General features: G+C 71.6%; 21 protein-coding genes. 18 read left to right on the top strand and 3 right to left on the bottom strand.

Annotated elements, in window-relative coordinates; genetic code table 11:
* Positions 1-92: 92 nt before the first annotated feature.
* Both thrS and AC4MBH_RS19620 read left to right on the top strand, forming a co-directional pair.
* Positions 93-2,084, top strand: coding sequence for a threonine--tRNA ligase (thrS, locus tag AC4MBH_RS19625; RefSeq protein ID WP_491797086.1), 1,992 nt, complete (start codon positions 93-95; stop codon positions 2,082-2,084).
* Positions 2,081-2,569, top strand: coding sequence for a GNAT family N-acetyltransferase (locus AC4MBH_RS19620; protein ID WP_491797085.1), 489 nt, complete (start codon positions 2,081-2,083; stop codon positions 2,567-2,569). Before thrS ends, AC4MBH_RS19620 begins: the two co-directional genes overlap by 4 nt.
* On the opposite strand, the gene AC4MBH_RS19615 is transcribed toward AC4MBH_RS19620, so the two are convergent.
* Positions 2,542-3,039 carry a GNAT family N-acetyltransferase gene (locus tag AC4MBH_RS19615; RefSeq protein ID WP_491797084.1) on the bottom strand — a complete coding sequence of 166 codons (498 nt, stop codon included), beginning with the start codon at positions 3,037-3,039 and terminating at the stop codon, positions 2,542-2,544. The genes AC4MBH_RS19620 and AC4MBH_RS19615 overlap by 28 nt on opposite strands.
* Before the next feature lie 51 nt (positions 3,040-3,090).
* On the opposite strand from AC4MBH_RS19615, the gene AC4MBH_RS19610 reads away from it, so the two are divergent.
* The gene (locus AC4MBH_RS19610) at positions 3,091-3,555 is read left to right on the top strand and encodes a PPOX class F420-dependent oxidoreductase (RefSeq protein WP_491797083.1); all 465 of its coding nucleotides are present in this window, start codon (positions 3,091-3,093) and stop codon (positions 3,553-3,555) included.
* A gap of 151 nt (positions 3,556-3,706) precedes the next feature.
* Here AC4MBH_RS19610 and AC4MBH_RS19605 read toward each other — a convergent pair whose 3' ends face one another.
* Complete coding sequence (locus AC4MBH_RS19605) at positions 3,707-4,177, bottom strand: MarR family winged helix-turn-helix transcriptional regulator (protein ID WP_491797082.1); 471 nt, start codon at positions 4,175-4,177, stop codon at positions 3,707-3,709.
* 58 nt (positions 4,178-4,235) lie between these two features.
* On the opposite strand from AC4MBH_RS19605, the gene AC4MBH_RS19600 reads away from it, so the two are divergent.
* The 10 genes from AC4MBH_RS19600 (at position 4,236) to AC4MBH_RS19555 (ending at position 14,458) form a co-directional block, all read left to right on the top strand.
* Complete coding sequence (locus tag AC4MBH_RS19600) at positions 4,236-4,994, top strand: pirin family protein (RefSeq protein ID WP_491797081.1); 759 nt, start codon at positions 4,236-4,238, stop codon at positions 4,992-4,994.
* 11 nt (positions 4,995-5,005) lie between these two features.
* Positions 5,006-5,503, top strand: coding sequence for a VOC family protein (locus tag AC4MBH_RS19595; RefSeq protein ID WP_491797080.1), 498 nt, complete (start codon positions 5,006-5,008; stop codon positions 5,501-5,503).
* Between the two features lie 206 nt (positions 5,504-5,709).
* Positions 5,710-6,717 carry an AurF N-oxygenase family protein gene (locus tag AC4MBH_RS19590; RefSeq protein ID WP_491797079.1) on the top strand — a complete coding sequence of 336 codons (1,008 nt, stop codon included), beginning with the start codon at positions 5,710-5,712 and terminating at the stop codon, positions 6,715-6,717.
* Positions 6,718-6,730: 13 nt separating this feature from the next.
* Positions 6,731-8,377, top strand: coding sequence for an FAD-dependent oxidoreductase (locus tag AC4MBH_RS19585; protein WP_491797078.1), 1,647 nt, complete (start codon positions 6,731-6,733; stop codon positions 8,375-8,377).
* 23 nt (positions 8,378-8,400) lie between these two features.
* The gene (locus AC4MBH_RS19580; protein WP_491797077.1) at positions 8,401-9,096 is read left to right on the top strand and encodes a TetR/AcrR family transcriptional regulator; all 696 of its coding nucleotides are present in this window, start codon (positions 8,401-8,403) and stop codon (positions 9,094-9,096) included.
* On the top strand, positions 9,093-9,644 hold the full coding sequence (locus AC4MBH_RS19575) for an HIT family protein (RefSeq protein ID WP_491797076.1): 552 nt from the start codon (positions 9,093-9,095) through the stop codon (positions 9,642-9,644). Before AC4MBH_RS19580 ends, AC4MBH_RS19575 begins: the two co-directional genes overlap by 4 nt.
* Positions 9,645-9,811: 167 nt before the next feature.
* Entirely contained in the window at positions 9,812-10,972 is a 1,161-nt protein-coding gene (locus AC4MBH_RS19570) for a sugar ABC transporter substrate-binding protein (protein ID WP_491797075.1), read from the top strand.
* A gap of 187 nt (positions 10,973-11,159) precedes the next feature.
* On the top strand, positions 11,160-11,948 hold the full coding sequence (locus AC4MBH_RS19565; protein ID WP_491797074.1) for an ATP-binding cassette domain-containing protein: 789 nt from the start codon (positions 11,160-11,162) through the stop codon (positions 11,946-11,948).
* Positions 11,945-13,231 carry a sugar ABC transporter permease gene (locus AC4MBH_RS19560; RefSeq protein ID WP_491797073.1) on the top strand — a complete coding sequence of 429 codons (1,287 nt, stop codon included), beginning with the start codon at positions 11,945-11,947 and terminating at the stop codon, positions 13,229-13,231. Before AC4MBH_RS19565 ends, AC4MBH_RS19560 begins: the two co-directional genes overlap by 4 nt.
* A gap of 3 nt (positions 13,232-13,234) precedes the next feature.
* Positions 13,235-14,458 (top strand): ROK family protein, encoded by a 1,224-nt coding sequence (locus AC4MBH_RS19555; RefSeq protein ID WP_491797072.1) that lies wholly within the window; start codon positions 13,235-13,237, stop codon positions 14,456-14,458.
* Between the two features lie 25 nt (positions 14,459-14,483).
* Here the strand turns inward: AC4MBH_RS19555 and AC4MBH_RS19550 are convergent, their stop codons facing one another.
* On the bottom strand, positions 14,484-14,621 hold the full coding sequence (locus tag AC4MBH_RS19550; protein ID WP_491797071.1) for a hypothetical protein: 138 nt from the start codon (positions 14,619-14,621) through the stop codon (positions 14,484-14,486).
* Positions 14,622-14,723: 102 nt separating this feature from the next.
* Between AC4MBH_RS19550 and pgsA the strand changes: the two genes are divergently transcribed.
* The 5 genes from pgsA to AC4MBH_RS19525 all read left to right on the top strand — a co-directional run bounded on the left by pgsA (position 14,724) and on the right by AC4MBH_RS19525 (position 20,599).
* Positions 14,724-15,383 (top strand): phosphatidylinositol phosphate synthase, encoded by a 660-nt coding sequence (gene pgsA / locus AC4MBH_RS19545; protein ID WP_491797070.1) that lies wholly within the window; start codon positions 14,724-14,726, stop codon positions 15,381-15,383.
* Between the two features lie 17 nt (positions 15,384-15,400).
* The gene (gene pdxS / locus AC4MBH_RS19540) at positions 15,401-16,306 is read left to right on the top strand and encodes a pyridoxal 5'-phosphate synthase lyase subunit PdxS (RefSeq protein ID WP_491797069.1); all 906 of its coding nucleotides are present in this window, start codon (positions 15,401-15,403) and stop codon (positions 16,304-16,306) included.
* An 89-nt stretch (positions 16,307-16,395) separates the two neighbouring features.
* Positions 16,396-17,844: a carboxylesterase/lipase family protein gene (locus AC4MBH_RS19535; protein WP_491797068.1), complete on the top strand. Its 1,449-nt coding sequence runs from the start codon at positions 16,396-16,398 to the stop codon at positions 17,842-17,844.
* 150 nt (positions 17,845-17,994) lie between these two features.
* Positions 17,995-18,585 (top strand): alternate-type signal peptide domain-containing protein, encoded by a 591-nt coding sequence (locus AC4MBH_RS19530; RefSeq protein ID WP_491797067.1) that lies wholly within the window; start codon positions 17,995-17,997, stop codon positions 18,583-18,585.
* 1,423 nt (positions 18,586-20,008) lie between these two features.
* Complete coding sequence (locus AC4MBH_RS19525; RefSeq protein WP_491797067.1) at positions 20,009-20,599, top strand: alternate-type signal peptide domain-containing protein; 591 nt, start codon at positions 20,009-20,011, stop codon at positions 20,597-20,599.
* The last annotated feature ends 2 nt before the right edge of the window (positions 20,600-20,601 follow it).

Raw genomic sequence — 20,601 nt, 5'->3', positions numbered from 1 at the left:
CCTCAGCCGCCGTGGGCAAACCGGGGCGCAGTGCGGGGAGGGGCGTCGATACGCTGACGGTTCCACCCGTCGCTTCCACGAAAGGACCAGTCGTGTCCGAGATCAAGGTCGTCCGCATCCACGCCGGTGAGCGTGAGGAGCGGGGGACGACGACGGGCACCAAGGCCTGGGAGCTGTACGCCGAGCAGCCGGACGTCATCGCCGCGCGCGTGGGCGGCGAGCTGAAGGACCTCGCCCACGAGCTGCGCGACGGCGACGAGGTCGAGTCGGTGACCATCGACAGCGCCGACGGGCACGACATCCTGCGCCACTCCACCGCGCACGTGATGGCCCAGGCCGTCCAGGACCTGTTCCCCGAGGCCAGGCTGGGCATCGGGCCGCCGATCACCGACGGCTTCTACTACGACTTCGACGTGCCGACCCCGTTCGTGCCGGAGGACCTCGAGAAGATCGAGACCCGGATGCGCAAGATCATCAAGGAGGGCCAGCGCTTCGAGCGCCGGGTCACCACCGACGCCGACGCGCTCGACGAGCTGAAGGACGAGCCCTACAAGGTCGAGCTGATCGGGCTGAAGGGCTCGGGCAACAGCGACGACGCCGCCGAGGGTGCGAGCGTCGAGGTCGGGGCCGGCGAGCTGACGATCTACGACAACGTCAACCCGCGCTCCAAGGAGACCGTGTGGTCCGACCTGTGCCGCGGCCCGCACCTGCCGACCACCAAGCGGATCCCGGCGTTCAAGCTGATGCGGTCGGCGGCGGCGTACTGGCGCGGTGACGAGAAGAACAAGCAGCTGCAGCGGATCTACGGCACCGCCTGGGAGTCCAAGGAGGCGCTCGAGGCCCACCTCGAGCGGATCGCCGAGGCCGAGAAGCGCGACCACCGCAAGCTCGGTCGCGACCTCGACCTGTTCAGCTTCCCCGACGAGATCGGGTCCGGCCTGCCGGTGTTCCACCCCAAGGGCGGCGTGATCAAGCGCGAGATGGAGGACTACGTCCGCCAGCGGCACATCGAGGAGGGCTTCGACTACGTCGGCACCCCCCACATCTCCAAGGAGCAGACCTTCCACCTCTCGGGGCACCTGCCCTACTACGCCGATGGCATGTTCCCGCCCATGGAGCTCGAGGGCGCCAACTACTACCTCAAGGCCATGAACTGCCCGATGCACAACCTGATCTACCGCTCCCGCGGTCGGTCCTACCGCGAGCTGCCGCTGCGGCTCTTCGAGTTCGGGCACGTCTACCGCTACGAGAAGTCCGGCGTCATCCACGGCCTCACCCGGGTGCGCGGGTTCGCCCAGGACGACTCGCACTCCTACGTCACCCCCGAGCAGGCGCCCGAGGAGATCAAGCACCTGCTCGACTTCGTGCTCGGACTATTGCGCGACTTCGGGCTCGACGACTTCTACCTCGAGCTCTCCACCCGCGACGACTCCAAGCCCGACAAGTTCGTCGGCTCGCAGGAGCAGTGGGACTCCGCCACCGAGGTGCTCCGCGCCGCGTGCGAGGACTCCGGTCTCGACCTCGTGCCCGACCCCGGCGGCGCGGCGTTCTACGGCCCCAAGGTCTCGGTGCAGGCCCGCGACGCGATCGGCCGCACCTGGCAGATGTCGACGATCCAGTACGACTTCAACCAGCCCGAGGGCTTCGACCTGACCTACCAGGCCTCCGACGGCACCCGGAAGCAGCCGGTGATGATCCACTCGGCCAAGTTCGGGTCGATCGAGCGGTTCCTCGGCGTGCTCGTCGAGCACTACGCCGGCGCGTTCCCGCCGTGGCTCGCCCCGGTGCAGGTGCAGGCGATCCCGGTGGCCGACTTCGCCGCCGACTACCTGCACGACGTCGCGCGCCGCATGAAGACCCAGGGCCTGCGCGTCGAGGTCGACGACTCCGACGACCGGATGCAGAAGAAGATCCGCAACGCGCAGCTGCAGAAGGTGCCGTTCATGATGATCGCCGGCAACGACGACATCGAGGCGGGCGCGGTGTCCTTCCGCTACCGCGACGGGCGCCAGGACAACGGCGTCCCCATCGACGAGGCCATCGCCCGCGTCGCCACCGCCGTGAACGCGAGGGAGCAGGTATGACCGACGCTGAGAAGACCCTGGACCAGGCGACCGCCTCGACCGTGACCGTCAAGGGCGGCGAGGTCGAGATCCGGACCGCGATCACGCCCGACGACGTGCACGCCGCGGCGCACCTGTTCGAGCACGAGCTCGACCCCGGCGCCGTACGCCGGTTCCTCGGCGATGGCGGGCACCACCTGGTCCTCGCCTTCGACGAGGGTCGTCCCGTCGGCATGATCACGGTGATCGAGCTGACCTACCCCGACCGCGGCACCGAGATGTTCATCTACGACATGCGCGTCGACGACGACCACCGCCACCGGGGCCTCGGGCACGCCATGCTCGACGCGCTCGAGTCGCTGGCCCGCGACACGCTGTGCGTCGGTGTCTGGGTGGTGACCGGCACGGGGGAGAAGAACGCCGGGGCCCGGGCGACGTTCAGCAGCCGCGGCGCCGACGAGGACCGCGACCGGATCCGCTACTCCTGGCGCACCGCCATCGACTGAGTGGTCACGACGTAGCGCCGGCACGGCGAGACGTGGGTCTCGCCGCCCGAGACGACCTCGTAGGGCAGCGGACCGGCGTCACGCCAGCCGCGACGCTCGTAGAAGCGGCGGGCACGGGCGTTGCCCTCCACCACGGCCAGCCACGCCTCGGCGTGACCGGCGGCCGCGACCTGGCGCGCGGCCTCGTCGAGCAGCGTGCCGGCCAGGCCCGTACCGCGGTGGGTCGCGGCGACGTACACCTGCTCGACCTCGTCGCCGACGACCATGACGAAGCCGGCCACCTCGCCGTCGACCTCGACCACCGTCGTGTCCGGCACGCGGCCGGGCGCCCGGGCGTGGAACTCCTCGAGCGTGCGGGACGCCGTCAGCCCGTCGGGCACGTGACCTGGGTGGGCGTCGTGCCAGCCGGCGTACCAGAGGTCGGCCACGGCGGGCATGTCGATGGGCGTCGCGGGTCGCAGCGTCGGCATCCGCCGATGCTAGGCGCCCGGCCGGTTGGCGCCACGTGGTGAGGTGGACCCATGCCCCGACGCATCGCCACCACCGACCGGGTCGGTCGCGACGAGCTCCTGGAGTTCGCCCGCACCCGGCACCACCTCGTGCTCGTCACCCGCCGCCGCGACGGCAGCCCCCAGGTCAGCCCGGTGACCGGGGGAGTCGACGCCGACGGGCGCATCGTCATCTCGACCTACCCCGAGCGTGCCAAGGCTGCCAACGCCCGCCGCGACCCGGAGGTCTCGGTGCTGGTGCTCAGCGACGAGTGGGACGACGCATGGGTGCAGGTCGACGGCACCTGCGAGGTCATCGACCCGCCCGACTCGGTCGAGCCGCTCGTCGACTACTACCGCTGCATCGCCGGCGAGCACCCCGACTGGGACGAGTACCGCCAGGCCATGCGCGACCAGGGCAAGTCGCTGCTGCGGATCACGCCCACCCGGTGGGGTCCCGTCGCGACGGGTGGGTTCCCGGAGCGGTTGGCCGACTAGCCGGGGTAGTTCGACCTCTGGTCGACCTCCCGGCACGGTTCGAGGTCGACCAGAGGTCGAGCTATCCCGGGCGGGCTCGGTCGGTGCGACGGGGGATAGTTCGTGACCTGATCAACCTCGCGACCGGGAAAAATGTTGATGACGTCTCGAACTATCCCCGGCCGGGCTGACCGAGCCGATCGCTGACGCGGGCCAGCACCCGGTCGAGCACCGCCAGCTCGTCGGGGGCGAGGTCGTCGAAGACCAGGCGGCGGACCAGGCGGGCGTGGTCGGGGGCGGCCTGGTCGATCGTCTCGCGCCCGGACGGCGACAACACTGCCCACGCCCCGCGGCCGTCGTCCTCGCACTCCTCGCGGGTGATCAGGCCGCGCGTCTCCATCCGGCGCACCTGGTGGGACAGCCGGCTGCGCTCCCAGCCGATGCCGGCGGCCAGGTCGCCGACCCGACGGCGGCCGTCGTCGGCGTCGGTGAGCGCGACCAGGACGTCGTAGTCGGCCAGGGAGAGCCCGGAGTCGTGCTGGAGCTGCCGGTTGAGCGCGGCCGGGAGCGCGGTCTGCAGCGCGATCCACCGGCGCCACGCCTGCTGCTGCGCGTCGTCGAGCCACGGGTCCTCAGCGGTCATGCGCTCATGATACCGGAATAGTTGACACGTCACCTAAGTTAGGGCAATCATGACCACCATGAAGCTCGAGCCCACCATCGACGTCCGTCGTGCCGAGGAGCGCCCCGCCAGCAAGTTCGGCTGGCTCGACAGCAAGCACTCGTTCTCGTTCGGCCACCACCGCGACCCGGCCAACACGCATCACGGCCTGCTGCTGGTCAACAACGACGACGTCGTCGACGCCGGCACCGGCTTCGACACCCACCCGCACCGCGACATGGAGATCGTCACCTGGGTGCTGCGCGGGTCGCTCGTGCACCAGGACTCCACCGGCCACAACGGCCTGATCTACCCGGGCCTGGCCCAGCGGATGAGCGCCGGCCGCGGCATCCTGCACTCGGAGAAGAACGACTCCTGGCGCCTGCAGGGCGACACCCACGAGGAGCCGGTGCACTTCGTGCAGATGTGGGTCGTGCCCGACGAGTCCGGCGTCGACCCCGGCTACGAGCAGCTCGAGATCGACGCCGAGCTGATGAGCGGCTCGCTGGTCCCCGTCGCCTCCGGCATGCCCCAGCACGACGGAGCCTCGGCCATCCGCATCCGCAACCGGTACGCCGCCCTGCACGCCGCCCGGCTCGAGCCCGGGCAGAGCGTCGAGCTGCCCGAGGCGCCGTACCTCCACCTGTTCGTCCCCCGTGGCTCCGTCGCCCTCGAGGGGGCCGGCCCCCTCGCCACGGGCGACGCTGTCCGCCTCACCGCCACCGGTGGTCAGCGCGTGACCGCCACCGAGTCCGCCGAGGTCCTGGTGTGGGAGATGCACGCCGGGATCGCGTCCTGAAGGAGCACGCCATGACCGACACCGACCTGACCGCCGTCGAGGCCGAGCGCGCCCGGATCCGCGCGACCCACCTGCGCCCGCCGGGAGAGCGGCCGGCGTCGTCGGCCCGGGGGCTGCACCACACCGCGCTGATCAGCAGCGACGTCGAGCGGACGGTCCGCTTCTACCAGGACCTGCTGGAGCTCCCCCTCACCGAGCTCATCGAAAACCGCGACTACCCCGGCTCCTCGCACTTCTTCTTCGACCTCGGCCACGGCAACCTGCTGGCGTTCTTCGACTTCCCCGGTCTCGTCGTCGGGCCGTACGCCGAGGTCCTCGGCGGCCTGCACCACGTCGCGATCTCGGTCGACCCGACGCACTGGGACCGGCTCGTGGCCAAGCTCGCCGCCGCCGGCGTCGAGCACGTCGTGCACAGCGGGGTGTCGGTCTACTTCCGCGACCCCGACGGCGCCCGGATCGAGCTGATCGCCGACCCGCTGGGGGAGATGTACGGCGAGCAGGTGCTGTAGGGCCGCCGGCGTCGGATTCCCCGGTGCGCCGGGGATCCTGTCGGTTCGGGGCAAAACATCGCCCGAGAAGTGCTGGTTTCCCCGGTGCACCGTGGAACCCGCACCGAAGTTACTGAGACGTAACGTCACACATACCCTTTACACGTGACACCACGTCGCACTAACGTCGACGGAGTCCGCTCCCGACGACGCAGAGGTGACCCGCGATGACCAGCACGCTCCAGCCGGCCGCTCACCACGAGACCCCTCACCACGAGCACCCCCTCCAGACCTACGAGGAGCGGTTGCGCACCCTCAGCGAGGCGTCGGTCGAGCAGCACTTCGACGCGTTCCTCGACATCGACTGGGACCACCCCGACTTCGCGATCGACCCCACCGACGAGCGCTGGGTGCTGCCGGAGGCCGACGTCCTCGGGCGCCACGCGTGGTACCGCGGCCTGCCGCGCGGCGAGCAGGTCCGGATCGGCCTCTACCGCCAGGCCAACGTGACCAAGGTGGGTCTGCAGTTCGAGCAGATCCTGATCGCCGGGCTGATGAACTACGCCTTCAAGCTGCCCAACGGCTCGCCGGAGTTCCGCTACTCCACCCACGAGGCGACCGAGGAGTGCCACCACACCCAGATGTTCCAGGAGTTCGTCAACCGCTCGGGGCAGGACGTGCCCGGCGGCTCGCGCTTCTTCCGCACCATCGGCCCGCTCCTCCCGCTGGCCGCCAAGGTGGTCCCGTTCGCGTTCTTCTACGGCGTCCTGGCCGGCGAGGAGCCGATCGACCACGTGCAGAAGTCGATCCTCCGGGCCGGCGACGACATGCACCCGCTGCTGCAGCGGATCATGCAGATCCACGTCGCCGAGGAGGCGCGCCACATCGGCTTCGCCCACCAGTACCTCGTGCACCACGCCCCCCGGCTCAAGCGCCGCGAGCGGGCCGCGCTGTCGATCATCGTGCCGGTCATCATGAAGTGGCTGTGCAACGAGATCCTGGTGCCGAGCAAGAAGGCCCAGCAGGACATGGGCATCCCGGCCTGGGTCGTCGAGGAGCTCTACTGGGAGAGCGACGACGCGCAGAAGTTCCTGCGCGACCTCTTCGGCGACGTCCGGATGCTGGCGGAGGAGACCGGGATCATGAACCCCGTCTCGCGCCGGGTGTGGCGCCGCCTCGGGATCGACGGCCGCAGCTCGCGGTTCCGCAGCCAGCCCGCGTCCGCGGCCGCCTGACCGGCTCGCCGAGATGGCGTACGTCGTCACGCAGTCGTGCTGCGCCGACGCCTCGTGCGTCGTCGCCTGCCCGGTCAACTGCATCCACCCCGCCCCCGGCGAGCCGGGGTTCGCCACCGCGGAGATGCTCTACGTCGACCCCGCGTCCTGCGTCGGCTGCGGCGCCTGCGCGACGGCGTGCCCGGTCGACGCGATCAAGCCGGAGTCGGTGCTGACGCCGGAGGAGCGACCGTTCGTCGCCGTCAACGCCGACTACTACGACTGCTTCCCGCACCCCGACCGCACGCCGCTGTCGGTGGTCACCAAGCAGCGCCGCCTCCGGCGTCCGGGCCGCTACCGCGTGGCCGTCGTCGGCGCCGGTCCCGCCGGGCTCTACACCGCCGACGAGCTGCTCCAGCACCCCGAGATCACGGTCGACGTCTACGACCGGCTGCCCACGCCGTACGGCCTGGTGCGCGCGGGCGTCGCGCCCGACCACCAGCACACCAAGCGGGTCGAGAAGCTGTTTCGCGCGATCGAGGAGCAGCCCGGCTTCCGCTACTTCCTGGGCGTCGACGTCGGCCGCGACGTCACCCTCGCCGACCTCGAGGCGCAGTACGACGCCGTGGTCTACGCCGTCGGCGCCAGCGCCGACCGCAGCCTGGGCATCGAGGGGGAGCGGCTCCCGGGTTCGCTCTCGGCCACCGAGGTCGTGGCCTGGTACAACGGCCACCCCGACCGCACCCACCTCACGGTGCCGCTCGACCACGAGCGTGCCGTGGTCGTCGGCAACGGCAACGTCGCCCTCGACGTCGCCCGGATCCTCGCCCTCGACCCCGCCGCCCTCGAGCGCACCGACATCGCCGCGCTGCCGATGGCCGCCCTGCGCCGCAGCGCGGTCCGCGAGGTCGTCGTCCTCGGCCGCCGCGGCCCGGCCGAGGCGGCGTTCACCCTGCCCGAGCTGGTCGGGCTCGCCGGTCTGGTCGAGCGTGGCGAGCTCGACGTCGTCGTCGACACCGGGGGGCACCCGCTCCCCACGGGCACCCGCAGGCTCGAGGTGCTCGCCGAGCTTGCCGCGCGTCCGCGCCGCGCCGGCCTGCGCACCGTCGTGCTGCGGTTCCGCAGCCGGCCGGTGAGGATCCTCGGCGACGACGTCACCGGCGTCACCGGCGTCGAGGTCGAGCGCGACGGCGCCACCGAGACGATCCACGCCGGGCTCGTGCTGCGGGCGATCGGCTACCACGGCCTCCCGGTCGCCGACCTGCCGTACGACGCCGCCACCGGCACCGTGCCCCACGGCGGCGGGCGCGTGCGTCCCGGTCTGTACGTCGCCGGGTGGTGCAAGCGCGGCCCCACCGGATTCATCGGGACCAACAAGTCGTGCGCCGCGGAGACGGTCGGGAAGGTCCTCGACGACCTCGACGCCGGCCTGCCGGCCCCGGTCGGCACGCCCGGGTCGATCGCCGCGGTCGTCGCCGGCCGCCGTCCCGAGGTCGTCGACCTCGCCGGCTGGCGCGCGATCGACGCCGAGGAGCGCCGCCGCGGGCAGGCGGGATCGCGCCCGCGCGCCAAGATCGTCGACGTCGAGGAGATGGTCCGCGTCGCCCGTGCCGGAGCGGTCGCGCCGCGGCGCCGTTACGCTTCGATGAGGCGGCTCGTGCGGGGGGCCGGTCGGGACTAGCGATCAGGCGCGAGCGAGGTGGCATGGCGCAGCAGGACGGGCGGCAGGCCCGCTGGGACAAGCACAACGAGGCTCGTCGCGCGCAGATCCTCGACGCCGCGCTCGCGGTGATCAGCGCCGGCGCGCCCGGCGAGGAGTTCCACGTCCAGCAGATCGCCCAGCAGGCCGGGCTCAACCGCACGGTCGTCTACCGGCACTTCGAGGACCGCGCCGACCTCGACCGGGCGATCCGGGCGCACATCTTCGACGACCTCTCCGACGGACTGATCCCCGAGGTCAGCCTCGACGGCACCGTCAACCAGATCATCCGGCGGATCATCTCGGCCTACGTCGAGTGGGTCGTCGCGCACCCCGCCGCCCACGCCTTCGTCTCCCAGGAGACCTCCGGCCCGGTCGAGCAGGGCACCGACCGCATCGCCGGCGCGGTCACCGACATCGTGCAGCTCGCCATCGCCCTGCTCGGGGCCGAGCTCGACGAGGACGAGCAGGCGCTGGTCGACCCGCTCAGCCACGGCCTGGTCGGCGCCGTCCTCGGCGCCGTCCGCCGCTGGGTCTCGCGCGAGCCGCGCCGACCCGATGCCGCCGTGCTGATCGACCTGCTGTCGCAGTCGGTGTGGAACCTGCTCGACGGCCACGCGCGTCGCCTCGGGCTCGACCTCGACCCCGACGTCCCGCTCGTCGACCTGCTGCCGGCCCCGGCCGAGGGTCCCGCGTCGTGACCGGTTCGGCCGACCCGTTCCAGCAGGACGGTGCGGGGGAGAGCGACGACCTCGACCGGCTCTGGACGCCGCACCGGATGGCCTACATCCGGGGCGAGAACAAGCCCGAGGACGACACGGCGCCCCAGTGCCCGTTCTGCCGCATCCCCGGCCTCGACGACGTCGCCGGTCTCGTCGTACGCCGCGGCGAGCTGGCGTTCGCGGTGCTCAACCTCTACCCCTACTCGCCCGGTCACCTGATGGTCTGCCCCTACCGGCACGTCGCCGACTACACCGAGGTGACCGACGCCGAGTCGGCCGAGATCGCCGACCTGACCCGGGCGGCGATGCGCACGGTCCGCGCCGTCTCGGGGGCGGGCGGCTTCAACGTCGGGATGAACCAGGGCCACGTCGCCGGCGCGGGCATCGCCGGCCACCTGCACCAGCACGTCGTCCCGCGCTGGCCCGGCGACCAGAACTTCATGCCGATCATCGGGCGCACCAAGACCCTGCCCGAGCTGCTCACCGACACCCGGGCGCTGCTCGCGGACGCCTGGTCGTCGGGCTGAGCGTCCGCTGCCGACGCTCGGGGACGGGTTGGTTCGACCCAGCAACAAATACCTCCCCGAAACCCTGGACGCGCACCCCGTCGGCGCCATATGTTGTGCATCGCAACATACCGAGTGACTGCGGTCACAGATCCTGCCGATGGCAGGACCGAGCGATGGAGGGGCGCATGCGCCAGACGACGGGCCGCAAGGCCAGGAACCACGGGGCACGCATCGCGTCCCTGGCTGCGGTGGGGGTGCTGGCGCTGTCGCTGGCCGCCTGCGGCGACGACAGCGACGGCGGCGACGGCGGCAACGGCGGCAGTGGCGGTGGCGGCGGCGAGGTCTCCGGCACCGTCGGCGTCATCCTGCCCGACGCCACGACGTCCCCGCGCTGGGAGGAGCAGGACCGTCCCAGCCTGGAGGCCGCGTTCGACGAGGCCGGCGTCAAGCACACGATCGAGAACGCCCAGGGCGACGTCGACCAGTTCGGCCGGATCTGCGACAGCATGATCAACGACCAGGTCAACGTGCTGATGATCGTCAACCTCGACTCCGACTCCGGCTCCGCGTGCCTGAGCAAGGCCGCCGACGCCGGCATCCCGAGCATCGACTACGACCGCCTCACCCTCGGCGGCGGCGCGTCCTACTACGTGTCCTTCGACAACGTCCGCGTGGGCGCGCTCATGGGCGAGGGCCTCGTCACCTGCCTCGACGAGGCCGGCAAGACGCAGGCCAACATCGCCTACATCAACGGCGACCCCAACGACAACAACGCCGCGCTGTTCAAGCAGGGCTACGAGGAGGCGCTGGCCGAGAAGATCGACGGCGGCGACTACACCCTCGTCGGTGACCAGAGCGGCTTCTGGGACGCCACCAAGGCCGGTACGGCGTTCGAGCAGCTGCTCACCGCCGAGGGCGGCAAGATCGACGGCGTCGTCTCGGCCAACGACACCATGGCCGGCGGCATCATCGCCCGACTGCGGGCCCAGAGCCTCAACGGCCAGATCCCGGTCACCGGCCAGGACGCCTCGGTCGAGGGTCTGCAGAACATCCTCAAGGGCGACCAGTGCATGACGGTCTACAAGAACACCTCCCTCGAGGCCGAGACCGCCGCCAAGGCGGCGATCGCGCTGATCACCGGGTCGACCGAGGAGGCCGACGCGCTCGTCACCGGCACCGTCCCCGACACCGAGACCGGTGAGGACGTGCCCTCGATCCTGGCCGAGCCCGTCACCGTGACGGTGGAGAACATGCAGCAGGTCTTCGACGACGGCAGCGCCGACCCGGCCGAGGTCTGCACCGGCGACGTCGCCCCGCTGTGCGAGGAGGCCGGGGTCGGCGGCTGACCGTCGCCCCACCCGGTCGACGTCGCGTCCGCGGCGTCACCCGCACCACACACCGACCGGGGTCGCCCCCACCGTGGCGGCCCCGGTCGGCCTGCGGCTCGCCCGAGCCCACCCCTGACCCCACACCCACTCGTCCCGTCCCGTCCCGCCCCGTCCGGGGCCGATCCCCGTCCGTGGAGGACCACCCATGACTGCGCCCGCTCTCGAGAAGGAACCGTCGAGCAAGGCGCCGCCGCCGTTGCTGTCCCTGCGGGGCGTGCACAAGAGCTTCGGCGCGGTGCACGTGCTCAAGGGCGTCGACTTCGACGTCCGCCCCGGCCAGGTCACGGCGCTCGTCGGCGACAACGGCGCTGGCAAGAGCACCCTGATCAAGGGCATCGCCGGCATCCACGGCTTCGACGAGGGCTCCTACACCTACGACGGGAACGAGGTGCAGGTCCACAGCCCCCGTGACTCCAGCGCCCTCGGCATCGAGGTCGTCTACCAGGACCTCGCGCTGTGCGACAACCTCGACGTCGTCGACAACATGTTCCTCGGCCGCGAGCTCACCAAGGGCATCGTCATCGACGACACCACCATGGAGCGCCGCGCCCGCGAGACCCTCGACACGCTGTCGGTGCGCACGCTCGCCTCGGTGCGCACCAAGGTCGCCTCGCTCTCGGGCGGTCAGCGCCAGACCGTGGCCATCGCCCGCGCCGTGCTGTGGAACTCCCGCGTGGTCATCCTCGACGAGCCGACCGCGGCGCTGGGTGTCGCCCAGACCGAGCAGGTCCTCAAGCTCGTGCGCCGGCTCGCCGACCAGGGCCTCGGCGTCGTGCTCATCTCCCACAACCTCAACGACGTCTTCGAGGTCGCCGACGACATCGCCGTGCTCTACCTCGGGAAGATGGTGGCCCAGGTGCCGACCCGCGAGGTCAAGCACGGCCAGGTCGTCCAGCTCATCACCGCCGGTCGCTACGAGGAGGACGCCCGATGACCGCCGTCGACACGCCCGCGACCCCCGGGCCCGTCGAGCCCCAGGGCTCCGGATCCGCCGACCGCAAGCGCGCCACCCCCGGCCAGCTGCTCCAGGACTACCTGCTCAAGATCCGCGGCGGCGACATCGGCTCGCTGCCGGCCATCCTCGGCCTGGTGACCCTCGTCGTGCTGTTCTCGGCGATGCGGCCCGACAGCTTCGTGACCTCCGGCAACTTCGCCAACCTCATCAACCAGTCCGCAGGCCCCGTCATCCTCGCGATGGGCCTGGTGTTCGTCCTGCTGCTCGGCGAGATCGACCTCGCCGCCGGCTTCACCGCCGGCCTGTGCGCCGCCAACCTCGCCTGGGCCGCGACCCGCCAGGGCTGGTCCGTGCCGGTCGCCCTGCTCGTGGGCCTGGCCACCGGGGTCCTGATCGGGTTCATCATCGGCTGGATCGTGGCCAAGATCGGCATCCCGTCGTTCGTGGTCTCGCTCGCCTTCTTCCTCGGCATCCAGGGCGTGCTCCTGCGCGTGGTCGGCGAGGGCAAGACGATCCCGCTGCCCGACGGCTTCCTCATCGACATCAACAACGACACGCTCCCGGTGTGGCTGGGCTGGGTGCTCGCCATCGGCGGCCTGGCCCTCTACTCCGGGCTGCGACTGCTCGGCAACCTGCGCCGGCGGCGCCTCGGCCTGGCCGCCGAGCCGTTGGAGCTGTGGGCCCTCAAGACCGTCGGCCTGACGGTCCTCGTCGTGGCCGCCGTCCTCTGGCTCTCGCAGGAGCGTGCGGTCAACCCGGCCTTCCGCTCGCTCAAGGGCGTGCCGATGGTGGTGGTGCTCATCCTCGGCCTGCTGGTCCTGCTCACCGTGCTGCTCAACCGCACCCGCTGGGGCCGGCACGTCTACGCCGTCGGCGGCAACGCCGAGGCGGCGCGCCGGGCCGGCATCGACGTCGCGCGGATCAAGATCACCTGCTTCATGCTGTCCTCGGGCATCGCGATGTTCGCCGGCCTGATGATCGCCAGCCGCAACAACAGCGTCTCCAGCGAGACCGGTGGCAGCGAGACCCTGCTGCTCGCCGTCGGCGCGGCGGTCATCGGCGGCACCAGCCTGTTCGGCGGCAAGGGCCGGGTCTCCGACGCCATCATCGGCGGCCTCCTCATCGCCGTCATCCAGAACGGCCTGCTGCTCCTCGACCAGCCCACCAGCACGTTCAACATCGTCACCGGCCTGGTCCTCCTGCTCGCCGCCAGCGTCGACGCCCTGAGCCGCCGCCGCAGCGCCGCCAGCGGACGGGCCTAGCCCGTGGCCCGCCCCACCGGGGTGGGCCCGGACGAGCTGCGCCGGGCCAACCTGCGCACGATCCTGCAGACGGTCCACACCCGGGGCCCCACGACCCGGGCAGAGCTGACCAAGCAGCTCGGCCTCAACCGCAGCACCATCGGCGGTCTCACCGGTGAGCTCCAGGCGCTGGGTCTGGTCACCGAGGAGTCCGCAGCGGTGGCCGGCCGGTCGGGGCGTCCGTCCCACCTGGTCGTGCCGCGCGCCGACAACGTCGTGGTGGCGGTCGACCTGGGGGTCGACCGCCTCTCGGCGGCCGCCGTCGGGCTCGGCGGCCGCGTGCTCGAGCGGCGTACCCGCCTGCACCACCGCGGCGAGCACGACGTCGGTCACGTCGTCGAGTCCGTCGCGCAGATGGTCGAGGAGCTGCTGGCCGCGCTCCCCGACGCGCGCTGCGTCGGGGTCGGCGTCGCCGTCCCCGGTGCGATCCGCAACCGCGACGGCATGGTGCAGTTCGCCCCCAACCTGGGCTGGTCACGCGCGCCGTTCACCCGGCGCCTGGCCGAGCGCCTGGGTCGCCCGATCACCTCGGGCAACGACGCCAACCTCGGCGTGCTCGCCGAGCACGTGCGCGGGGCCGCGGTCGGCTACTCCCACGCCGCCTACCTCGCCGGCTCGGTCGGTGTCGGTGGCGGCTTCCTGGTCGACGGGATGCCGCTCGGCGGGTCCGCCGGGTACGCCGGGGAGGTCGGTCACCTGCAGGTCGACAGCTCCGGTCCGGAGTGCCGGTGCGGCGCCATCGGGTGCTGGGAGATGAAGGTCGGCGAGAACCAGCTGCTGCAGCTGGCCGGCCGGCTGCCCGGTGGCGGGCCGAGCGCCGTCGCGGAGGTCATCGCCGCGGCGCAGGCCGGTGAGGAGCGCGCGACCGAGGCGCTGGAGGAGGTCGCCCACTGGATCGGGGCCGGGCTGCGCGCCGTCATCAACGTCTTCAACCCCGACGTCATCGTGCTCGGTGGGGCGCTGGCCCAGGTGTGGGAGGTCGCCGCCGACACCGTCAACACCGCGGTGGCGCGCACGGCCCTGCTGGCACCGCGCGAGGGCGTGACCATCACCGCGTCGCGCCTGGGCGGTGACTCCCCGCTGGTCGGCGCCGCCGAGATGGCGTTCGCGCCGGTGCTTGACGACCCGCAGTCGATCGCCGACCAGACCGGCCTGCGCCCGCCGGTCGCCGGCAGCACTGCGCCGTAGCCCGACCCGCGGCCGGCGTACGACGTCAGCGCCGCTTGTCGCTCAGCTTGTCCATCGACGAGGACGAGTCCGAGGCCGACTTGTCGCGCTTGTCGGCCCGCTTCTCCTTGAGGGACTTCCCGGACTTCTTCGACATTCCCTGGCGAGGCGACTTGTCGCTCATGTGGGTTCCTCTGGTGGAGGGTCTGGGCGACCCCGTGGCCCGACCCTACGCCTGGCGTCCCCGGAGAGCGGCCGGTCCGGTGACTGCCCTACTCTGCTGCGCGTGCTGACGACGAGCGTCCTGGACCGGTTCAAGGACTTCTGGCAGGGCGTCATGCTGATGCCCTTCGTCAAGCTGTTCCTGCGCCTGGGCATCAGCCCCGACACCGTCACCCTGGTGGGCACGGTCGGCGTGTGTGCCGGGGCGCTGGTGTTCTTCCCGACCGGGCACCTGCTGGTCGGCGTCCTGTTCATCACCGCCTTCGTCTTCAGCGACCTCATCGACGGCAAGATGGCGCGCGAGCTCGGCCGGACCTCGAAGTTCGGTGCCTTCTGGGACTCCACGCTCGACCGGTTCGGTGACGGCGCGGTCTTCGTGGGCCTCGCCCTCTACTTCGCCGACGCCGAGGAGGGCGACAGCTACCTCTACCTCTGCGTCTCGCTCTACTGCCTGGTGATGGGGTCGGTGACCTCCTACGCCCGCGCCCGCGCCGAGTCGCTCGGCATGGACGCCCGGGGCGGCGTGGCCGAGCGGGCCGACCGGCTCGTCCTGATCCTGGTGCTCACCGGCCTCGCCGGCATCCTCGACCTGCCCGTGCTGATCCACGTCGCGCTCTGGTTGCTGGCCGTGGCCAGCACGATCACGGTCGTGGTCCGGGTCCGCAAGGTGCACCGTCAGGCGGTCGCGCTCGACGCCGCCCCCGAATCGGTCCAGGTCGACTGACGGCCTACCATCCAGGGATGGTCGAGCACTCCGAGGACACCGCAGACACCGGCACGACGCGCGTCAAGCGCGGCATGGCCGAGATGCTCAAGGGCGGCGTCATCATGGACGTGGTCACCCCCGAGCAGGCCAAGATCGCCGAGGACGCCGGCGCCGTCGCCGTGATGGCGCTCGAGCGGGTCCCGGCCGACATCCGCGCCCAGGGCGGCGTCTCCCGGATGAGCGACCCCGACATGGTCGACGGCATCATCGAGGCCGTCTCGATCCCGGTGATGGCCAAGGCCCGGATCGGCCACTTCGCCGAGGCGCAGGTGCTGCAGAGCCTCGGTGTCGACTACGTCGACGAGTCCGAGGTGCTCACCCCCGCCGACTACGCCCACCACATCGACAAGTGGGCGTTCACCGTGCCGTTCGTGTGCGGCGCCACCAACCTCGGTGAGGCCCTGCGTCGCATCACCGAGGGCGCGGCGATGATCCGCTCCAAGGGCGAGGCCGGCACCGGCGACGTCTCCAACGCGGTGACCCACATGCGCACCATCCTCGGCGAGATCCGGCGCCTCGCGGCGCTCCGCGGCGACGAGCTGTACGTCGCCGCCAAGGAGCTGCAGGCCCCCTACACGCTGGTGGCCGAGGTCGCCCGCGCCGGCAAGCTGCCCGTCGTCCTCTTCACCGCCGGCGGCATCGCCACCCCGGCCGACGCCGCGATGATGATGCAGCTCGGCGCCGACGGGGTCTTCGTCGGCTCCGGCATCTTCAAGTCCGGCAACCCGGCCCAGCGCGCCGAGGCCATCGTCAAGGCGACGACGTTCCACGACGACCCCGACATGGTCGCCAAGGTCTCCCGCGGCCTGGGCGAGGCGATGGTCGGCATCAACGTCGAGGAGATCCCGCAGCCCCACCGGCTCGCCGAGCGCGGCTGGTAGTCCTGACCCCGCCGGCCCCGCGGCGTCGCAGCCGCCAGGTCCTGGCGGCCGTCCTCGCGACCGCCGCCGTCGTCGCGGCGGTCGTCGTCGTGGTGCTCGCCGGCGCGGGGGAGGAGCCCGACCCGCGGCCCACCGACCCCACGCCGTCGCCCCGCGCCGAGGCCACCCCGCTCGACGACGTCGTCACCACGACGTCCGGTGACGTGCGCGGCGTCACCGACGGGTCGGTCCGCGGCTGGCTGGGGGTCCCGTACGCCGCCCCGCCGACCGGTCGGCTGCGCTGGCGCCCGCCGCAGCCGCCCCAGCCCTGGGACGACGTCCGGGAGGCGGACCGGCTCGGTGCCTCCTGCGTGCAGCCGGACCCGTACGAGTTCGGCGCCTCCGGGCTCTCGGTGCGCGCGGGCGCGGGGGAGGACTGCCTGTTCCTCAACGTGCTGCGCCCCGACGGCGACGTGCGCGACCTGCCGGTCGTCGTCTGGCTGCACGGCGGCGGCTTCTTCGCCGGCAGCGGCGGGAGTGCCGCCTCCGACGGCTCGGCGCTCGTGGAGCGCGGGATCGTGCTAGTCACCGTCAACTACCGCCTCGGCCGGCTCGGGTTCTTCGCGCACCCCTCGCTGGAGCAGGACGTCGCCAACTTCGGCCTGCTCGACCAGGTCGCCGCCCTGCAGTGGGTGCGCGACAACGTCGGTGCGTTCGGCGGTGACCCCGACAACGTCACGCTGGCCGGCGGGTCGGCCGGAGGCATGTCGGTCAACGCCCTGATGGCGTCCCCGGTCGCCGACGGCCTGTTCGACAAGGCGATCGCCCAGTCCGCACCGAGCGACGTCCGATCGCTGACGCTCGACCGGGCGCGGGAGCGCGGCGCCGAGGCGTTCCCCGGCCTGTCACCGAGCGCGCTGCGGGCGGTGCCGGCCCGCGAGCTGCTCTCGTCCACCTTCAACACGCTCTCGGGCGACGCCCCGATCGTCGACAGCGTGCTGCCGGTCGCCTCGGCACGCGCGTTCGCCGAGGGCAGCGAGCGCGCGGTCCCCTACCTCGTGGGCACCACCGCCGAGGAGTTCTCCGACGACGACTACCGGGCGTTCGGGGTCGACCCCCAGGCGCTGCGCGACCGCCTGGGCGGTGCGCGGCACGACGCCCTCGTGACGGCGTACGGGGAGAGGGCCTACGCCGCCGACGTCCTCGACGACCTGGTCTTCGACCTGCCCGCGGTCGAGCGCGCCGTTGCCCACGGCCGCCGCGCCCCGACCTACCGCTACGTGCTCGGGGGCACCGACTACGCCGGGCACGGCGCCGAGGGCCCCTACGTCTTCGACACCGTCGAGGGCGGGCCCGACGGCCGGCTCTCCGACGCCGTCGCCGACTACTGGGTGGCGTTCGCCCGTGCCGGGCGCCCCGACGTCGACGGGCTGCCCGCCTGGCCGGCCACCGGCGGCGGCGGGGCGGCGTACCTCTGGCTGTCCCCGGAGGGCCCGGTGGCGCGTGCCGACGAGGCCGGTCTGCAGCGGTTGCGGGCCCTGGGCCGCGCCGTCCGTTGAGCTGGGTCCGGTCCCTTGCGGTGACCTTGAGGTAGTGCGTGGGCTGGCTTGTGGGGTGCTTGACCTGGGTGGGGCTGAATAGGGGTCATCAGCAAGTCGTCACCGTCTGGATCTGGTTCGGGCGGTTCCACCCCACATCGAAGGATCGTCATGAACAAGACCACGAAGGGCGCCCTGGGCGCCTCTGCTGCTGCCGTTCTCCTGATGGGCGGCGTCGGCTCGCTGGCCTACTGGAGCGACGACGCCGTCGTCAACGGCGGCAGCGTGAACTCGGGCAACCTGACCATCGACCCGCTGGTCGTGGCTCCGAACACCGAGGCGTGCGACCCGACCTGGAAGCACACCAACGGTCCCAAGGTCGGTGCTGCGGTGACCTCGATCGTTCCCGGTGACGTGATCACCAAGTCGTGCACGTTCGTGGTCGGTGCCAAGGGTGACAACCTCTCGGCCACCCCGACCGTGCCGGCGACGGTCGGTTTCACCGCCACCCCGAAGACCGGTGCTGCGGCGCCGACGACGACCAGTCTGCCGGTCGCGGCGACGTACTCCCTGGACGCCACCGCGCTGGGTGCGACGCAGAAGATCACCGAGGCCGACGGTGGGAAGACCCTGACCGCGAAGATCCAGGTCAGCTTCCCCTTCGACTCCGCCGCGGCGAAGAACCTCAACGACACCCAGAACGTGCTGTTCAAGCTCAACGACCTCACCGTCAAGCTCGTCCAGGACAACAAGGGTCTCTGACCCCCTGGACCGGGTGATGCCGGTCCCCATGTCGATCCGAGCTGGTCCCCGGCCCACCGCGCCCGTCCGTCACCGATGTCCTCGGTGCCGGGCCCGGCACGGTGGGCCGTCGGCATCTCGGCGCCACCGGGGACGCGCACCTCGCCGGGTCTCGTCACGGACGGTGGTCACCGACGGTGGTCGAGCCGCGGGGACGAAGTCTCTGCGAGTCGATACCGCCGCAGGGTGCCTTGCCTCGCCGGGTCTCGACTCGGGCTCGCTGGCGCTCGCCCAGCTCGACCAGCGTGCGTCGCCGTACGACGGGCGGTCACCGACGGTGGTCGAGCCGCGGGGACGAAGTCTCTGCGAGTCGAGACCCCCGCAGGTGCCTTGCCTCGCCGGGTCTCGACTCGGGCTCGCTGGCGCTCGCCCGGCTCGACCGGCGTGCGTCGTCGTACGACGGGCGGTCACCGACGGTGGTCGCGGAGACGTCCGCCTCACCGGGCTCGTCACGGACGGTGGTCACCGACGGTGGTCGAGCCGCGGGGACGAAGTCTCTGCGAGTCGAGACCCCCGCAGGGTGCCTTGCCTCAACGGGTCTCGACTCGGGCTCGCTGGCGCTCGCCCGGCTCGACCAGCGTGCGTCGTCGTACGACGGGCGGTCTCCGACGGTGGTCGAGCCGCGGGGACGAAGTCTCTGCGAGTCGAGACCCCCGCAGGGTGCCTTGCCTCGCCGGGTCTCGACTCGGGCTCGCTGGCGCTCGCCCGGCTCGACCAGCGTCGCTGACGGTGGTTGAGGAGGGTGCGCTGGCAACCGTCTCGAAACCACCGTGAACCTGCGCACCTCGCCGACTCGTCTCGGACGGTGGTCACCGACGGTGGTCGAGCCGCGGGGACGAAGTCTCTGCGAGTCGAGACCCCCGCAGGGTGCCTTGCGTCGCCGGGTCTCGACTCGGGCTCGCTGGCGCTCGCCCGGCTCGACCAGCGTGTGTCGTCGTACGACGGGCGGTCACCGACGGTGGTCGCGGAGACGTCCGCCTCGCCGGGTCTCGTCACGGACGGTGGTCGAGCCGCGGGGACGAAGTCTCTGCGAGTCGAGACCCCCGCAGGTGCCTTGCCTCGCCGGGTCTCGACCCGGGCTCGCTGGCGCTCGCCCGGCTCGACCAGCGTCGCTGACGGTGGTTGAGGAGGTTGCGCTGGCAACCGTCTCGAAACCACCGTGAACCTGCGCACCTCGCTGGCGCTCGCCCGGCTCGACCAGCGTCGCCGACGGTGGTCGAGGAGGCCGGCCACGGCCGTCTGGAGACCCTTGAGGTGACCTTGAGGTAGTGCGTGGGCTGGCTTGTGGGGTGCTTGACCTGGGTGGGGCTGAATAGGGGTCATCAGCAAGTCGTCACCGTCTGGATCTGGTTCGGGCGGTTCCACCCCACATCGAAGGATCGTCATGAACAAGACCACGAAGGGCGCCCTGGGCGCCTCTGCTGCTGCCGTTCTCCTGATGGGCGGCGTCGGCTCGCTGGCCTACTGGAGCGACGACGCCGTCGTCAACGGCGGCAGCGTGAACTCGGGCAACCTGACCATCGACCCGCTGGTCGTGGCTCCGAACACCGAGGCGTGCGACCCGACCTGGAAGCACACCAACGGTCCCAAGGTCGGTGCTGCGGTGACCTCGATCGTTCCCGGTGACGTGATCACCAAGTCGTGCACGTTCGTGGTCGGTGCCAAGGGTGACAACCTCTCGGCCACCCCGACCGTGCCGGCGACGGTCGGTTTCACCGCCACCCCGAAGACCGGTGCTGCGGCGCCGACGACGACCAGTCTGCCGGTCGCGGCGACGTACTCCCTGGACGCCACCGCGCTGGGTGCGACGCAGAAGATCACCGAGGCCGACGGTGGGAAGACCCTGACCGCGAAGATCCAGGTCAGCTTCCCCTTCGACTCCGCCGCGGCGAAGAACCTCAACGACACCCAGAACGTGCTGTTCAAGCTCAACGACCTCACCGTCAAGCTCGTCCAGGACAACAAGGGTCTCTGACC

This window comes from Nocardioides sp. WJ219 (assembly GCF_058559815.1).
The sequence above is the reverse complement of the archived record's forward strand: the minus strand, read 5'-3'. Positions and strand labels throughout refer to the sequence as shown.

What these genes read in the sequence shown, in the direction of transcription:
- AC4MBH_RS19585 (WP_491797078.1), top strand. Translation starts at nt 6,731, where the DNA reads ATGGCGTACGTCGTCACGCAGTCGTGCTGCGCCGACGCCTCGTGCGTC.
- AC4MBH_RS19615 (WP_491797084.1), bottom strand. Translation starts at nt 3,039, where the DNA reads ATGCCGACGCTGCGACCCGCGACGCCCATCGACATGCCCGCCGTGGCC.
- AC4MBH_RS19570 (WP_491797075.1), top strand. Translation starts at nt 9,812, where the DNA reads ATGCGCCAGACGACGGGCCGCAAGGCCAGGAACCACGGGGCACGCATC.
- AC4MBH_RS19605 (WP_491797082.1), bottom strand. Translation starts at nt 4,177, where the DNA reads ATGACCGCTGAGGACCCGTGGCTCGACGACGCGCAGCAGCAGGCGTGG.
- AC4MBH_RS19525 (WP_491797067.1), top strand. Translation starts at nt 20,009, where the DNA reads ATGAACAAGACCACGAAGGGCGCCCTGGGCGCCTCTGCTGCTGCCGTT.
- AC4MBH_RS19560 (WP_491797073.1), top strand. Translation starts at nt 11,945, where the DNA reads ATGACCGCCGTCGACACGCCCGCGACCCCCGGGCCCGTCGAGCCCCAG.
- AC4MBH_RS19565 (WP_491797074.1), top strand. Translation starts at nt 11,160, where the DNA reads ATGACTGCGCCCGCTCTCGAGAAGGAACCGTCGAGCAAGGCGCCGCCG.
- AC4MBH_RS19580 (WP_491797077.1), top strand. Translation starts at nt 8,401, where the DNA reads ATGGCGCAGCAGGACGGGCGGCAGGCCCGCTGGGACAAGCACAACGAG.
- AC4MBH_RS19610 (WP_491797083.1), top strand. Translation starts at nt 3,091, where the DNA reads ATGCCCCGACGCATCGCCACCACCGACCGGGTCGGTCGCGACGAGCTC.
- AC4MBH_RS19595 (WP_491797080.1), top strand. Translation starts at nt 5,006, where the DNA reads ATGACCGACACCGACCTGACCGCCGTCGAGGCCGAGCGCGCCCGGATC.
- AC4MBH_RS19590 (WP_491797079.1), top strand. Translation starts at nt 5,710, where the DNA reads ATGACCAGCACGCTCCAGCCGGCCGCTCACCACGAGACCCCTCACCAC.
- AC4MBH_RS19550 (WP_491797071.1), bottom strand. Translation starts at nt 14,621, where the DNA reads ATGAGCGACAAGTCGCCTCGCCAGGGAATGTCGAAGAAGTCCGGGAAG.
- pdxS (WP_491797069.1), top strand. Translation starts at nt 15,401, where the DNA reads ATGGTCGAGCACTCCGAGGACACCGCAGACACCGGCACGACGCGCGTC.
- AC4MBH_RS19600 (WP_491797081.1), top strand. Translation starts at nt 4,236, where the DNA reads ATGAAGCTCGAGCCCACCATCGACGTCCGTCGTGCCGAGGAGCGCCCC.
- AC4MBH_RS19620 (WP_491797085.1), top strand. Translation starts at nt 2,081, where the DNA reads ATGACCGACGCTGAGAAGACCCTGGACCAGGCGACCGCCTCGACCGTG.
- AC4MBH_RS19530 (WP_491797067.1), top strand. Translation starts at nt 17,995, where the DNA reads ATGAACAAGACCACGAAGGGCGCCCTGGGCGCCTCTGCTGCTGCCGTT.